A 14,702-nucleotide genomic window follows, 5' to 3' on the forward strand; every position below is an offset into this window, starting at 1 on the left:
GTTCCGTTAGCCGATTTGCATCAGGATTGGAAAGGTCTGCTGGAACCAGATCGCGGCTGACGTCACGAAACCGAAGATGAAAGCAAGACCCGTCAGGATCAGCAACACGCCCATCGCCTTCTCGACGTGACCGAGATGCCGTCGAAAGCGGGTGAGGAACCGCATGAAGGCACCGGAGAACCCGGCAGCGATCCAGAACGGCACGGCGAGACCGAGCGAATAGATCGCCAGAAGCATGGCGCCCTCGCCCACCGTATCGCGCGACGCGGCAACACCGAGGATCGCGCCGAGAACTGGACCGATGCACGGCGTCCAGCCGAACGCGAAAGCCAGCCCCATCACGTAGGCGCCAGACAGCGTCGCCGGCTGTCCACCGCCATGAAACCGCGCCTCGCGCGCAAGCAGGCCAATGCGGAACACGCCGAGGAAATTCAGGCCCATGATGATGATGATCACGCCGCCGATCTTGGAGAGCAGGTCGAGATGCTGCCGGAGAAGAACACCGATCGTCGACGCACCGGCGCCAAGCGCAACGAACACGGTCGCGAAACCGAGCGTGAAGAAGAACGCGGCCAAAAGAACCGCGCGGCGCGTATCCTTTGACCGCGACACGGCCGCATGCCCGTCGCGGAACTGGTCGACGGAAATCCCGGCCATGTAGCACAGGTAGGGCGGCACCAGCGGCAGGACGCAAGGGGAAAGAAACGATAGAGCGCCGGCAATCAAGGCACTCAGAAGAGAGATATCAGCAATCGACACGTTTTGGTCCGCAGGTTTTGATCGGAAGTTTCCCACTGTGGAATCGATTTCACCTAAGCATGCCGCGTCCGGAAAGCCAGTCACCTTTTTGCGCGCAGACGAAGCGGCGGGGAAAAGCGTTAGGAACGCAATTTTGCACAGCTAGCGGGGTTGACCGCAAAGAGTGACCTGCATATGTTCCGCGCACTTTCAAAGGATGCCTCGGCAGTCTTTAGGGAGAGCGTAGCTCAGCTGGTAGAGCAACTGACTTTTAATCAGTAGGTCCAGGGTTCGAACCCCTGCGCTCTCACCATTTATCCAGATAATGTGGTGAAACTCGACGCTGGCGAAGATGGACTTCAGATGTTCCGTAGTCTTCGACCTGCATCAAATCATGTGAAATTCCCCCGATGATGAACAACCCTTGGTCAAAACCTGTCGTCGTCCTGATTGGCGAGCCGCCTGTCGAAACGACAGTCGAAACGACCCAGGCTGCGGCCTGGGCGATGATCGAGGACTGGCCTGTCGAAGACGGTCCGCTGATCGACCGTGCGCTGATCGTGTGCGCCGAAGTGGATGGTGGAAAACGCAAGCCGGAAGACGCCCGTGCGGCCTTCGTCGCTGCTGCCGAGGAAGCCGGCGTTCTCGTCAGCGCCTGAGACCAATAGCTGCCTATTGGTCGCTTTCCGCTCACTCGTCACGGAACGTGTGGTTGATCTGATCCATCATCGGCTTGGTCAGATAGGAGATGACCGACCGGTCGGCGACCTTGATAAACACCTCCGCGGGCATTCCTGGATAGAGCGACAGGCCCTGTAACCGCGCGATATCGCCTGCATCAGGCGCAATCCGCACGATATAGGAGGCAGCGCCGCTACGCTGATCGACAACCGAATCGGGCGAGATCGACGAAATCTTGCCTTGGACTTCAGGCGTGGTCTTCTGGTCGAAAGCGCTGAAGCGGATGTCGACACTTTGTCCCACGCTCAATTGGTCGATGCTGCGCAAAGCGACCTTCGCCTCGACCGTCAGGCTGCGCGTCTCCGGCGAAAGAAGCATCAGCGCCTCGCCCGGATTGGCAACGCCGCCCACCGTGTGCAGCGCCAACTGATAGATGTAACCGTCGAGCGGTGCGCGAACGTCCAGACGGTCGAGCTGGTCCTGTATGGCGATACGGCGTTCTTCTGATTCGGCGATCTTTGCCTCGACATCGGTCAGGTCACGCGCGTTTTCCGTCTGCCTGTCTTCGTCGAGCTGCAGGATCTGCAGGTTGATCTCGTTGATGCGGCCATGCGCCTGCGCCCGCGTCGCGATCATCCGTCCGCGATTGCCGTCAAGCTCGGCGCGCTGGCGCTTCAGCGTGTTGACACGCTGCATCGTCACGAGCTGCTTTTCGTAGAGCGAGCTGATAGCCGTGTGTTCCTCATCGATCAGCACGATCGAATCGTCGATCGACTTGATCTGCAGTGTGGCGCCCTCAATTTCTTCGGCCAGCTGGCTCTTCCGCTCGGCGAGCTGCTTCTTCATACCCTCGAGCGAGGCGCGACGGCTGAGGAAGAACTGCTGTTCGCCTTCGATCAGGATGCGGTTCGTCTGGGAATTGATACCCGCGGCCTCGGCTTCTTTGACCGTGAAGTTCTCCTCACCTCGGCGTTCCGCCTGCAACCGCGCCCGCCGCGCGTAAAGCTGTGCCAGCGTGCTGTTGGTAATGCCGAGATTGGACTTGAGCGACGTACCATCCAGCCGCAGCAGGACGTCCCCCGCTTTGACATGCGCGCCTTCCTTGACGAGCAGCTCGGAGACAATACCGCCGGTCAGGTGCTGCACCTTCTTGGCATTGTCCTCGATCACGACACTGCCTTCGGCCACCACCGCATTCGACAATGTCGTGCTGAGTGCCCAGCCGCCGATGCCACCGACGAGCAACACGCTTAACGTCGATACGAGCAGGATATGGCGCTTCAGCGAACGCTCGGCTGTTGTCATCTTGAGACCTATTGCCTTATCTGTTCCGGGCTTTCCCCGACGACCTTGAGCGGCGAACTTCTCTCGTTCGGCTGGTTCTCGCGCCGAAGCACCTTCGAGAGCACCTCGTCCTTGGGACCAAAGGCCGCAAGACCACCGTCCTTCATCATCAGCACGAAATCCACGGCCGCGAGCGCACTCGGGCGGTGCGCGACCACGATCACGATGCCCCCGCGTTTGCGGATGCCGATGATCGCGTCCGTCAGCGCGACCTCGCCTTCCGAATCGAGATTGGAATTGGGCTCGTCCAGAACAACCAGAAACGGCTTGCCGAACAACGCACGCGCAAGCCCGATGCGTTGACGCTGACCGGCCGAAAGCATGGAACCGCTCAAGCCAATATCGGTATCATAGCCGTTCGGCAGGCGCAGGATCAAGTCGTGGACGCCCGCAGCCTTTGCCGCCTCAATGACATCGGCCGCATCAGGGTTTTCACGAAACCGCGCAATGTTGTCCGAAACGCTGCCGGCAAAAAGTTCGATCTCCTGCGGAAGATATCCGAGATGGCGGCCACGGTCCTCGTCGCTCCACTGGTCGAGCGCTGCGCCATCCAGCCTGACACTGCCGCGATAGATCGGCCAGACGGCCGTCAGAGCCCGCACGAGCGATGATTTGCCGGATGCACTCGGTCCGATCACGCCGAGAGCGCTGCCGGCCTGAAGCGTAAACGATACATTGGAAATCACCAGTTTCTGCAGCCCAGCCGGGCCGCTCGAAAGGCTCTCCACCGCCAGACTTTGCTTCGGTGCGGGCAGCGACAGAGGCATATCGGCCTCCGGCAGTGCATTGAGCATATGCCGCAGCCGCTTCCAGGCCAGCTGGGCCGAAACGAAGCCACGCCAGTTTGCAATCGCCTGCTCGACCGGGGCAAGCGCGCGGGAGGTAAGGATGGACGACGCGATGATGATGCCGCCGGATGCCTGGTTTTCGATGACGAGCACCGCGCCGACGGCGAGGACTGCCGATTGCAGCGCGATGCGAAAAATCTTGGTAACGGACAGGTATCCGTTCGAGGTATCGGAATTGGTCTGATAGCTGCTGCGATAGTTGGCGTTTGTCGCAGTCCATTGCCGTGAGAAGTCGTTTGCCATGCCCATGGCCTCAATGACTTCGGCATTGCGTTGTGCCGCCGAAAGAAAGGCGCTGCGCTGGCCGGTCAGTTCGTGCACTTTCTTGGCTGAAACCTGCGTGCTGCGATTGGTGAGGTAGGTGAGCACCATCAGGATGAGCGCCCCGCCGACTGCCATATAGCCGATGACCGGATGAAACAGAAAACAGATGGCGACATAGAACGGCAGCCACGGCAGGTCGAAAAAGGCCGGCGGCCCCGCGCTCGAGACAAACGAACGGACCTGGTCGAAATCCTTCATGATCGAAAGACCGTCGATCGACGCCTTCGTCTTGATCGGCGCCTTGAGCATCATCTTGAAAACTCGCGACCCCATCGTATCATCGATGATGCCGGCAATCCTTGTCAGCATGCGGCTGCGGGTAAGCTCGAATGCGCCTTGAAATAGATACAGCATCAATGCCAGCAAGCTAAGCGCGATCAGCGACGGGATGCTGCGGCTTGGGATGACGCGATCATAGACCTGCAGCATGAAGAATGAGCTGGTGAGATAGAGCACGTTGACCAGTCCGCTCGCGACCGCGACCGCAACGAGACCGGTTCTGCTCCGCGCAATGGCTTCGCTCATCGGATCTTTGGAGGCTTGCCGTGGGGATCCCGAAGCGGTTTCGGCCATAATGCGCAATCCTGATGCAGGGATCACACCTATTACCCGTAACGGGTTTAAAGTTCAATAAAGCCGCGCGGCAGACAGATCGCTCCGGCATAAGTGCCCCGCTCTCGTCCAAGGACGTGCCGGGGCAAACCATTTGTCAATCAACAATCCGCAAAGTTCTTAAATCGGCGGCTATCACGAATTGGTTTACGGAACCTTACTCCAGGACCGCCGTTCTGACGGCAAAGGAGTCTCAGCATGAGAATAGTCTTCGTCGCTCTTATCGGTTCGGTCCTCAGTATTCTGGTGTTCAAGTATTCTGATCACTCGCTTGGCGATACGGAAATACTCGCGTCTCCGACACAGCTGTCGGCTGCCAACTAGGATCTTCCCAAGGAGGACAAGGACCGGCTTACATCATCGCGATCTCAAGCGATCGCATCACTAGAGGAAGTGCAAGCATGACCATGCGTAATATTCTGCTGGTGTGTTGTTCAGCTGCTGTTGGTGCCGTCTTTGTAATTCTTGTTGGCATTCCAAGCACGCCTGTTGCGCACGAGAAATCCGCTCGCTTGAGTGGCGCCGCGACTGAAACGGCTTTTCTTCCCGAGCGTTTCGGGGTTCCCCATCCAACCCGTTAAAATTTTTGATGCGTAAACAAAAAAGGCCGGCGTCAGAAACGCCGGCCTTTTTGCATGCTGAATTGCTTCAGTGGATCGGCTTGCCGCCGTCTTCTTCTTCGAACGTCACTGCGACGTCACCATCTGCAGAGAGACGAACCTTGTCGCCTTCTACATCGGCAACGAGTTCAAGCGAAATGAAATGGTGATGGCCTTTATGGCTCCCCTCACCGCTATCCTTCTTGGTCAGCTTGATACGGTTTCCTTCAACGCGGTCAACCGTTCCGATGTGGACGCCGTCCGCACCGATCACTTCCGCATGTTCCTTGATAAGGGCGACATCGATCATCTGAGTTCTCCTTTGTGTGTTCAGCCATAACGCACAACCGCGAAGTTCGATGCAGTGCCTCCGATACATTACCGACATTTAAGTTGGCCACCGGCTGCTTTCATGCGAATGCCTCGTTCCAGAGTTGCAAAGCCGCGGTTTCGACGCGATCCCTCGCTAGACCGGAACGGCTCGCGCTATTTCCACCGCATCGAGGATAGCCATTGAACGTCCAGTCCACTCCCCCAGCCAGCCGTAAACAGGATGCGCCTGATCTCGCCGCGATCCTTGCGTCTTCGGGCAAGCGGAAAAAGCGTGGACGTCGGTTTGTCTGGCCTCTCCTCATCCTCATCGCCGCCGCAGCCCTGATGGCTTACTCTTATTTCGGCAGCAGCGGCCCACGATACGATTACACGACGCAGGCCGCAAAGCGCGGAGACCTTGCGGTAGTTGTCACTGCAACCGGTTCCGTCCAGCCGACCGATCAGGTGGACATATCGAGCGAGCTTTCCGGCACGGTCAGGAAAGTCAACGTGACCTATAACAGCGCGGTCAAGGCCGGCGATGTTCTGCTCGAACTCGACACAAGCAAGCAGGAAGCGGACGTGCAGAGCGCGCGCGCTCAACTTGCATCGGCGAAGGCCAATGTCCTGAAGGCCGAGGCAGAAGCGGCTTCCGCGAAGATTTCATTCGACCGCCTGACGGCACTCGTCGCCAATCGCATTTCCAGCCAGCAGGATCTGGACGCGGCGCGTTACGCCTACGAGTCGGCCGTTGCGACGAAGGACATCAATCAGGCCGCGATCCTGTCTGCCGAAGCAAGCCTGAGGCTCGCCGAGGTCAATCTCGGCAAACTGACGATCGTATCTCCGATCGACGGGATCGTGCTGACCCGCGAAGTCGATCCGGGCGCAACGGTCGCCTCTTCGCTCAATGCACCGGTCCTCTTCACAATCGCCGGCGACCTCAAGCGCATGGAACTCCAGGTCTCCGTCGACGAGGCGGATGTCGGTCAGGTCAAGGACGGCCAGCCTGCGCGCTTCTCGGTCGATGCCTATCCCGAGCGGAGCTTTCCAGCCACCATCGAGACCGTCCGGTTCGCATCCGAGACTGTGTCCAATGTAGTGACCTACAAGGCGATCCTGACCGTCGACAACGCCGATCTCCTGCTGCGGCCGGGCATGACCGCCACGTCAGACATCACGGTCCAGTCGGTCAAGGATGCGCTGCTTGTCCCGAACGCTGCGCTTCGCTACTCGCCGGCCGCCACCGCACGGCAGCGCGGCAACGTCCTCTCCCGGCTGTTCTCGCCGCCGCGCCCCTCGCGCAATCGCAATCGTGGCGAACAGGCAGCAAACAACACGCGCACTGTCTGGGTACTTCGAAACGGTGAAGCCCAGCGCGTGCCGGTCGAAACCGGGCCGACCGATGGCCAGTTCACGGTGCTGAAATCAGGCGAAATCCGCGACGGCGATGAACTGGTGACGGATGCCGTCGCAAGGGCGCAGTGATGGACCTCGCCGTCACGCCTGCCCCCCTCATCGCATTCGACAAGGTCTCGAAGTTCTACGGGCGCGGCGAAGCGACGATCCGGGCGCTGGACCAGATCGACCTTGCCATATCCGCCGGGGAATTCGTGTCGATCATGGGACCCTCCGGTTCCGGCAAATCGACTGCTATGAACATCATCGGGGGGCTAGATATCCCCTCATCCGGCGAGTTTCTGTTTCAGGGCGTTCCGACATCAGATTTCAGCCGCGAGCAGCGCACACTTCTAAGACGTCACATGCTGGGCTTCGTGTTCCAGGGGTTCAATCTTCTCGCCCGCACATCGGCCGTTGAGAATGTGGAACTGCCGCTCGTCTATCGTGGCATGGCCCATAAGGAGCGACGTGAGCGCGCAACCGCAGCACTGGCGCAGGTCGGCCTCGCCGGACGCGAAGGCCATACCACCCAGGAACTGTCAGGTGGTCAGCAGCAGCGCGTCGCGATCGCCAGAGCCATTGTCACCGATCCGGCCGTGCTTCTCGCCGACGAGCCGACCGGCAATCTCGACACCAAGACCAGCACCGAGATCATGGATCTGATCACCCGGCTCAACCGCGACAACGGCATTACCGTCATCATGGTCACCCATGAGGAAGACATCGCAGCCTACGGGTCGCGTCTCTTGCGCTTTACCGATGGTCACCTCGTCTCCGACGAACCCAATCTCGAAAGGGCAAGCCATGCTGCTGGAAGCCGCTAAGCTCGCCTGGCGGGCAATCAGCCGCAATCTTCTGCGCTCCTTCCTCACCGTCCTCGGCGTCGTGATCGGCGTCGCCGCCGTCATCGCGATGGTGACGATCGGCAATGGTACGACTGCGAAGGTCCGCGACGAACTCTCCCGCCTCGGCACCAACACACTGTTCATCCGCCCCGGTCAGTGGGGACCGGGACGCGCAAGCACCGAAGCCAAGCGCTTCAACGACAAGGATGTGCTGGCGATCAAGGAGCAGGTCTCCGGCCTTCGAGGCGTCGCCCCCATCAACCGCGGCACTGCCACGGTCATCGCCGGCGGCGCCAACCATTCGTCGAGCGCGGTCGGCACCACCAACGACTATTTCATCGTGCAGGATTGGGATATGGCGCTCGGCCGCAATTTCAATCCGAACGAGGATCGCGGCAGCCATGCGGCCTGCATCATCGGCGAGACCGTCCGCAAGCAGCTGTTCGGTGCCGCTAACCCGGTGGGACAGTTGATCCGGGTCAGCAACATCGCCTGCCCCGTCGTCGGCGTGCTCGCGGTCAAAGGTCAGTCCGGCATGGGCGACGACCAGGACGATACCGTCATCATGCCGCTGAAACTGCACCAGCGGCGGATCGGGGGAACGACGACGATCTCCAGCATCGTTATCTCTGCCCAGGACGGCGTCTCGACCGCCAAGGTCCAGTCGGACGTCGAAGGCCTCTTGCGCGAGCGGCGGCGCATCGCGATCGGACGCGATGACGACTTCTCCGTCAACGACATGTCGCAAATCGCGGCGGCGATGACGGGAACGACGGTTCTCCTGACAGGCCTTCTCGGCGCCGTTGCTGCCGTCAGCCTCTTGGTCGGCGGTATCGGGATCATGAATATCATGCTGGTCTCGGTCACCGAGCGCACCCGCGAGATCGGCATCCGGCTGGCGATCGGCGCGCTCGAAAGCCAGGTTCTCCGGCAGTTCCTAGTGGAGGCCGTGATGCTGTCGATCTTCGGCGGCGTGACGGGCATCATAACAGGCCTTGCACTCGCCTACGGCGTCGTCAGCTTTCTTCAGGTGCCGTTCGTTGCCAGCCCGACGATCATCCTTATGGCCTTCGCCTTTTCGGCCGCGATCGGCATGATCTTCGGCTACTTCCCGGCCCGACGGGCAGCCCAGCTCAACCCCATCGAGGCGCTACGCCACGAATAATCCACGCAATAAAAAAGGGCCTCGCGGCCCTTTTTCTTGAAGTCTAAAAAGTTGACGTCAGGCAGCCGGAGATTGGGTGGTGCGCTGCTGCGCAAGCGCCGCCAGATCCGCAGGCTTCAGTTCGACCGATTCGCCGCACCCGCAGGCCGATGTCTGGTTCGGGTTCACGAAGGTGAAGCCGGATCGCATCTTGGTCGTCTCGAAATCCATCTGGGTGCCGAGCAGGTAAAGAACGGCCGAAGGCTCGATCCACACCTTGGCACCATCCCGCTCGATCAGGTCGTCCTTGGCATCAGGCACAGTCACGAGATCGATCGTGTACTCCATGCCGGCGCAACCGCCCTTCTTGATACCGACGCGCAAGCCAAGCGCATCAGGACCGGAGTTCGAGGTGATCTGGTTGACGCGCTGTGCCGCAGCGTCTGTGATCGTCATGACAGCAAAGCCCATGGCATTCTTTCCTTCCACGACCGGGTTCAAGGCCCGGTGTTTCTAGACCTGGTGTTTCGAGAGTACGTCTCGTGAGTCCAACTTAGTACCGGTGCCTTAACCGATCAATACCATCCGACGGCGACCTGCGCCTCTTCGGACATCCGCTCCGGCGTCCACGGCGGATCGAACGTCATCTCGACTTCTACGCCGGACACGCCTTCGACGGCGCCGACGGCATTTTCCACCCAGCCCGGCATTTCGCCGGCAACCGGGCAACCGGGCGCTGTCAGCGTCATCATGATCTTCACCATCCGGTCGTCCTCGATATCGACCTTGTAGATCAATCCGAGTTCGAAGATGTCGGCCGGAATTTCCGGGTCATAGACGGTTTTCAACGCCGCGACGATGTCGTCGGAAAGCCGCGCCACCTCGTCTTCGGGAATGGCGGACTGGATGATCCCCTCGCGGGCATCCCATTTCGGTATCTGGTCGTCCATGGCCTTCAAAAGTCCTTCAGGAAAAGAAATCGCGGGCGTAGTCGAGCGCATCGGCCAACGCATCCACTTCGGCGCGGGTATTGTACATGCCGAAGGATGCACGGCATGTGGAGGTAACGCCGAAGCGTTTCAAGAGCGGCATGGCGCAATGGGTGCCGGCTCTCACCGCCACACCGCGCCGGTCGATCACCATGGAGATGTCATGCGCATGAATGCCGGCAAGCTCGAACGAGAAGATCCCGCCCTTGCCCGGCGCATTGCCGATGATCCGAAGCGAATTGATCGCACTCAGCCGCTGGGTGGCATAGGCTGTCAGATCCGCCTCGTGCCTTGCAATCGCATCACGCCCGACCTTGTCCATATAGTCCAGCGCATGACCGAGACCGATCGCCTGAACGATCGGCGGTGTCCCGGCCTCAAACCGGTGCGGCGGATCGTTGTAGGTAACAAAATCTTCGGCCACGTCGATGATCATCTCGCCACCGCCCATGAACGGCCGCATCTCGTTCAGACGGTCCGCCTTGCCGTAGAGGACGCCGATGCCCGAGGGGCCGTAGAGCTTGTGGCCGGTCATCACGAACCAGTCGCAGTCGATATCGCGAACATCGATTGGCATATGGACGGCGCTCTGGCTGCCGTCGACGAGAACGGGAATGCCGCGCTCGTGGGCGATGCGGCAGACTTCCTTGACCGGAACCACCGTTCCGAGCGCATTCGACATATGCGTGATGGCGACCAGCTTGGTCTTGTCCGTCAGCGCCTTTTCGAAGTCATCGAGATGAAACGCGCCGTCGTCATCGACGGGGATCCAGACGATCTTCGCGCCCTGGCGTTCGCGAATGAAGTGCCATGGCACGATGTTGGAATGGTGCTCCATGATGGTGATGACGATCTCGTCGCCTTCACCGATATGCGGCATTCCGTAACCATAGGCGACGGTGTTGATCGCCGCCGTCGAGTTGCTGGTGAAGATGATCTCGTCGACGGAACCTGCGTTCAGAAAGCGGCGCACCTTTTCGCGCGCGCCCTCATAGGCATCCGTTGCCGTGTTGGAGAGGTAGTGAAGGCCGCGATGCACATTGGCATACTCGTTCGAGTAGGAATGTGCGATCGCGTCGATCACGGCCTGCGGCTTCTGGGCAGAAGCCCCGTTGTCCAGATAGACCAGCGGCTTGTTGCCATGCACCATGGTCGAAAGGATCGGGAAATCCTTCCGGATCGCTTCGACGTCGTAAGCTGTCGCAGGGGTGATCTGGTCCATGTCATGCCTCATTTTATGAGACACACCTGAAAATCAGGCGTGCTTTTCGAGCCAGTCGGAGATGACGCCTTCCAGCGCCTCGACGAGCTTTTCTTCTTCCAGTTCCTCGACAATCTCCGCCACGAAGGCGTTGACCAGCATGGCACGGGCCCTGTTTTCAGGTACGCCGCGCGCCATCAGGTAGAAGAGATGGTTGCGGTCGATATCGGAAACCGTGGCGCCATGGCCGCAGATCACGTCGTCGGCAAAGATTTCCAGCTCCGGCTTCACCGAGAAATCGGCGTCGTCGGACATCAGAAGCGTGTTGCACGCCATCTTCGCATCGGTCTTCTGCGCGTCCGGGGCGACCTTGATCATGCCCTGGAACACACCGCTTGCCTTGTCGAACAGGACGTTGCGGATGATTTCGGTGGAGCTCGTATGCGGAACGTTATGGCCGAGAACCATCGTCACGTCCGTATGGGTATCGCCACCGAGCAGGTTGACGGCACGCAGCGTGAACTCCGATCCCTCGCCCTGAACGTCGACGCGAAGCTCCTGGCGCACCAGCTTGCCGCCGGCGTTGACGATGAACAGTCGCAGCTTGGTATCGGTACCGAGCGATATGCGGATCTGACCGAGATGGGTGTCGTCAGCCCCTTGCGTCTGGAGGATGATCCAGGTGATCTCAGCACCGTCCTGCAGTGTCAGGTCACTGATCGACGACACGAGTGCCGCATCCTCAGTCACCGCGCAGTGACGCTCGATGATCGTTGCCTTGGACCGGGCTCCGAACACAGCCGGAAACCGCGTGTGGACCTGACCGGCGCCGTGAACCGCCTGAAGCTCGATGGGCTGCTCGACCGAGACATCCGCCGGTACGGAGAGCGCAAAGCCGTCACGCACGAAGCTGCCGTTGATGCGGCCGATCGCGTCGTCCTTGTCGAAAGCCGCAAGCCCAGCCACGGCCGAACCATCGGCGAGCTGGTCCCTGAAGACCGAAAGCTCGACGCCATCGATCGTCGCGCGGTTGTCCGCTACGCCCTGAACGATCGACAGGATCTTAGCCCCTTCGACCAGCGGCGCGACCGGTTGAACCGAAACGCCGCCGGCTACACGCTCTGGAACCGAGCGCAGCAGGTTCTTCAGATCCGTATAGTGCCATGACTCGATACGTCGCGTCGGCAGGCCCGACTGCTTCAGATCGTCGAGAAGACGATCGCGGGTTCCCGTGACAGCACCGTTACCCGGCAATTCGCCGACCTGGGCCGCAAAAGCCTCAACGAGCGCCGTTTCGGCGGCCGTCAGCCGGACGGGCTGATTCATTTGCATGTTCATGCCAAATTCCTTCCCGCGTCTCAGGCTGCTCTGCCGATGATGTCCGCGTAGCCATTGGCCTCGAGTTCGAGCGCCAGCGCCTTGTCACCGGTGCGGATGATCTGGCCCTTGTAGAGAACGTGGACCGTATCCGGCACGATATAGTCGAGCAGGCGCTGGTAGTGGGTAATGACGATCGTCGCACGATCCGGCGACTTCAGCGCATTGACGCCATCTGCCACGATCTTGAGCGCATCGATGTCGAGGCCGGAATCGGTCTCATCCAGCACGCAGAGCAAAGGCTCGAGCAGCGCCATCTGGAGGATTTCCGCGCGCTTCTTCTCGCCGCCGGAAAAACCGACATTGAGCGGACGCTTCAGCATGTCCATGTCGATCTTCAGCTCGGCAGCGGCTTCCTTGACGCGACGGATGAAGTCCGGCGTCGTCAGTTCGGCTTCGCCGCGCGCCTTGCGCTGCTCGTTCATGGCCACCTTGAGGAACTGCATGGTGGCGACGCCCGGGATTTCGACCGGATACTGGAAGGCGAGGAAAATGCCCTTGGAGGCACGCTCCGCCGGATCGAGCTCCAGAATGCTTTCACCGTTCAGAAGAACTTCTCCCTCGGTGACTTCATAATCCGGACGGCCCGACAGGATGTAGGACAGCGTCGACTTGCCGGAACCGTTCGGCCCCATGATGGCAGCAACTTCGCCAGCCTTCACGGTCAGGTTCAGGCCACGGATGATTTCGGTGCCGTCTTCGGCAATGCGTGCATGCAGGTTTTTGATCTCAAGCATAGGTCTATCTTTCCGGATACTCTTTAGTGACGCGCCAGGCGCGCTATTCAAATGACAGGTCGATCAGCCGACGGAGCCTTCGAGCGAAATCCCGATCAGCTTCTGCGCTTCGACCGCAAATTCCATCGGCAGCTGCTGGATGACATCCTTGACGAAGCCGTTGACGATCAGGGCTATCGCTTCTTCTTCGGGAATGCCGCGCTGCATGACGTAGAACTTCTGGTCGTCGGAGATCTTCGAGGTCGTCGCTTCGTGCTCGATCTGGCCCGACGAGTTCTTCACGTCGATGTAAGGCACGGTATGCGCACCGCACTTGTCGCCGATCAGCAGCGAATCGCAGTTGGTAAAGTTGCGGGCGTTTTCAGCCTTGCGGTGGATAGAGACTTGGCCGCGATAGGTGTTCTGCGAAACGCCGGCCGAAATCCCCTTCGAGATGATGCGGCTCGACGTGTTCTTGCCGAGGTGGATCATCTTGGTGCCGCTATCGATCTGCTGGTGACCGTTCGACACGGCGATCGAGTAGAACTCGCCGCGGCTGTCATCACCACGCAGGATGCAGGACGGGTATTTCCAGGTGATCGCCGAACCGGTCTCGACCTGAGTCCAGGAAATCTTCGAGCGGTGGCCGCGGCAGTCGCCACGCTTGGTGACGAAGTTGTAGATACCGCCCTTGCCCTGGGCATCGCCCGGGTACCAGTTCTGAACCGTCGAATACTTGATCTCGGCATCGTCGAGAGCAACGAGCTCAACCACTGCGGCATGCAGCTGGTTCTCGTCACGCTGCGGCGCCGTGCAGCCTTCGAGATAGGACACGTAAGCGCCTTCCTCGGCAATGATCAGCGTGCGTTCGAACTGGCCGGTGTTCTTCTCGTTGATACGGAAGTAGGTGGACAGTTCCATCGGGCAGCGAACGCCCTTCGGCACGAACACGAACGAACCATCGGTAAACACCGCAGCATTCAGCGTGGCGTAATAGTTGTCGGTGGCCGAAACGACGGTGCCGAGATACTGCTTGATCAGATCCGGATGTTCGCGAATGGCTTCCGAGATCGACATGAAGATCACGCCGGCCTTCTGAAGTTCCTTCTTGAAGGTCGTGACAACAGACACGGAATCGAACACAGCATCGACGGCAACCCGCGGCTTGTCGACGCCCGCAAGGATTTCCTGCTCGCGCAGCGGAATGCCAAGCTTTTCATAAACGCGCAGCAGCTCGGGATCGACTTCCTCGAGCGACTTCGGACCGGACGTCGTCTTCGGCGCGGCATAGTAATAGAGATCGTTGAAGTCGATCTTGGGATAATCGACGCGTGCCCAGGTCGGCTCTTCCATCGTCAGCCAGCGCTTGTAGGCGTCGAGACGCCATTCCAGCATCCATTCGGGCTCCTGCTTCTTGGCGGAAATGAAGCGGATGATGTCTTCCGAAAGGCCCTTGGGCGCCTTGTCCACTTCGATGATGGTTTCGAAGCCGTATTTGTACTGATCGATATCGATCCCACGGACCTGATCGATTGTTTCCTGGACAGCTGGCATGTTCATTCTCCAAATCT

General features: G+C 59.8%; 16 protein-coding genes and 1 tRNA gene. 7 read left to right on the forward strand and 10 right to left on the reverse strand.

Features of this window, described 5'->3' with window-relative positions:
- Nucleotides 1–6: 6 nt before the first annotated feature.
- Nucleotides 7–759 carry a cytochrome c biogenesis CcdA family protein gene (locus J3A65_RS09775; RefSeq protein WP_062456760.1) on the reverse strand — a complete coding sequence of 251 codons (753 nt, stop codon included), beginning with the start codon at nucleotides 757–759 and terminating at the stop codon, nucleotides 7–9.
- A gap of 216 nt (nucleotides 760–975) precedes the next feature.
- Here J3A65_RS09775 and J3A65_RS09780 point away from each other — a divergent pair.
- Both J3A65_RS09780 and J3A65_RS09785 read left to right on the forward strand, forming a co-directional pair.
- A tRNA-Lys gene (locus J3A65_RS09780) sits at nucleotides 976–1,051 on the forward strand.
- Nucleotides 1,052–1,151: 100 nt separating this feature from the next.
- Nucleotides 1,152–1,397: a DUF982 domain-containing protein gene (locus J3A65_RS09785; protein WP_062458038.1), complete on the forward strand. Its 246-nt coding sequence runs from the start codon at nucleotides 1,152–1,154 to the stop codon at nucleotides 1,395–1,397.
- 31 nt (nucleotides 1,398–1,428) lie between these two features.
- Here the strand turns inward: J3A65_RS09785 and J3A65_RS09790 are convergent, their stop codons facing one another.
- Both J3A65_RS09790 and J3A65_RS09795 read right to left on the reverse strand, forming a co-directional pair.
- A complete protein-coding gene (locus J3A65_RS09790) occupies nucleotides 1,429–2,724 on the reverse strand; it encodes an HlyD family type I secretion periplasmic adaptor subunit (RefSeq protein WP_062580782.1) in 1,296 nt (431 codons plus the stop codon).
- 8 nt (nucleotides 2,725–2,732) lie between these two features.
- Nucleotides 2,733–4,508 carry a type I secretion system permease/ATPase gene (locus tag J3A65_RS09795; protein WP_209900943.1) on the reverse strand — a complete coding sequence of 592 codons (1,776 nt, stop codon included), beginning with the start codon at nucleotides 4,506–4,508 and terminating at the stop codon, nucleotides 2,733–2,735.
- Nucleotides 4,509–4,745: 237 nt separating this feature from the next.
- Here J3A65_RS09795 and J3A65_RS23470 point away from each other — a divergent pair, with 237 nt between their 5' ends.
- Together J3A65_RS23470 and J3A65_RS09800 are read left to right on the forward strand one after the other, a co-directional pair.
- Complete coding sequence (locus tag J3A65_RS23470) at nucleotides 4,746–4,871, forward strand: hypothetical protein (RefSeq protein WP_256413796.1); 126 nt, start codon at nucleotides 4,746–4,748, stop codon at nucleotides 4,869–4,871.
- A 77-nt stretch (nucleotides 4,872–4,948) separates the two neighbouring features.
- A complete protein-coding gene (locus J3A65_RS09800) occupies nucleotides 4,949–5,128 on the forward strand; it encodes a hypothetical protein (protein ID WP_174196627.1) in 180 nt (59 codons plus the stop codon).
- 67 nt (nucleotides 5,129–5,195) lie between these two features.
- On the opposite strand, the gene J3A65_RS09805 is transcribed toward J3A65_RS09800, so the two are convergent.
- Complete coding sequence (locus J3A65_RS09805; RefSeq protein ID WP_062456750.1) at nucleotides 5,196–5,456, reverse strand: DUF2171 domain-containing protein; 261 nt, start codon at nucleotides 5,454–5,456, stop codon at nucleotides 5,196–5,198.
- A gap of 203 nt (nucleotides 5,457–5,659) precedes the next feature.
- Between J3A65_RS09805 and J3A65_RS09810 the strand changes: the two genes are divergently transcribed.
- From J3A65_RS09810 to J3A65_RS09820, 3 genes are read left to right on the forward strand one after another with little or no spacing between them, the layout of a single operon-like run.
- Entirely contained in the window at nucleotides 5,660–6,946 is a 1,287-nt protein-coding gene (locus J3A65_RS09810; RefSeq protein WP_209900945.1) for an efflux RND transporter periplasmic adaptor subunit, read from the forward strand.
- Nucleotides 6,946–7,683 carry an ABC transporter ATP-binding protein gene (locus tag J3A65_RS09815; RefSeq protein ID WP_192086450.1) on the forward strand — a complete coding sequence of 246 codons (738 nt, stop codon included), beginning with the start codon at nucleotides 6,946–6,948 and terminating at the stop codon, nucleotides 7,681–7,683. Before J3A65_RS09810 ends, J3A65_RS09815 begins: the two co-directional genes overlap by 1 nt.
- A complete protein-coding gene (locus J3A65_RS09820; RefSeq protein WP_062456741.1) occupies nucleotides 7,664–8,869 on the forward strand; it encodes an ABC transporter permease in 1,206 nt (401 codons plus the stop codon). Before J3A65_RS09815 ends, J3A65_RS09820 begins: the two co-directional genes overlap by 20 nt.
- A 57-nt stretch (nucleotides 8,870–8,926) precedes the next feature.
- On the opposite strand, the gene sufA is transcribed toward J3A65_RS09820, so the two are convergent.
- The 6 genes from sufA to sufB all read right to left on the reverse strand — a co-directional run bounded on the left by sufA (nucleotide 8,927) and on the right by sufB (nucleotide 14,685).
- Entirely contained in the window at nucleotides 8,927–9,319 is a 393-nt protein-coding gene (gene sufA / locus J3A65_RS09825) for a Fe-S cluster assembly scaffold SufA (protein WP_209900947.1), read from the reverse strand.
- Nucleotides 9,320–9,423: 104 nt separating this feature from the next.
- Nucleotides 9,424–9,798, reverse strand: coding sequence for an SUF system Fe-S cluster assembly protein (locus J3A65_RS09830; RefSeq protein WP_062456735.1), 375 nt, complete (start codon nucleotides 9,796–9,798; stop codon nucleotides 9,424–9,426).
- 16 nt (nucleotides 9,799–9,814) lie between these two features.
- The gene (locus J3A65_RS09835) at nucleotides 9,815–11,059 is read right to left on the reverse strand and encodes a cysteine desulfurase (RefSeq protein ID WP_209900949.1); all 1,245 of its coding nucleotides are present in this window, start codon (nucleotides 11,057–11,059) and stop codon (nucleotides 9,815–9,817) included.
- A gap of 33 nt (nucleotides 11,060–11,092) precedes the next feature.
- Nucleotides 11,093–12,376: a Fe-S cluster assembly protein SufD gene (sufD, locus tag J3A65_RS09840; protein ID WP_209900951.1), complete on the reverse strand. Its 1,284-nt coding sequence runs from the start codon at nucleotides 12,374–12,376 to the stop codon at nucleotides 11,093–11,095.
- Between the two features lie 20 nt (nucleotides 12,377–12,396).
- Nucleotides 12,397–13,152: a Fe-S cluster assembly ATPase SufC gene (gene sufC, locus J3A65_RS09845; RefSeq protein WP_113110547.1), complete on the reverse strand. Its 756-nt coding sequence runs from the start codon at nucleotides 13,150–13,152 to the stop codon at nucleotides 12,397–12,399.
- 63 nt (nucleotides 13,153–13,215) lie between these two features.
- Nucleotides 13,216–14,685: a Fe-S cluster assembly protein SufB gene (gene sufB / locus J3A65_RS09850; protein ID WP_113110548.1), complete on the reverse strand. Its 1,470-nt coding sequence runs from the start codon at nucleotides 14,683–14,685 to the stop codon at nucleotides 13,216–13,218.
- Between the last annotated feature and the right edge of the window lie 17 nt (nucleotides 14,686–14,702).

Source organism: Rhizobium sp. PvP014 (genome assembly GCF_017876855.1).
Lineage (GTDB): Bacteria > Pseudomonadota > Alphaproteobacteria > Rhizobiales > Rhizobiaceae > Neorhizobium > Neorhizobium soli.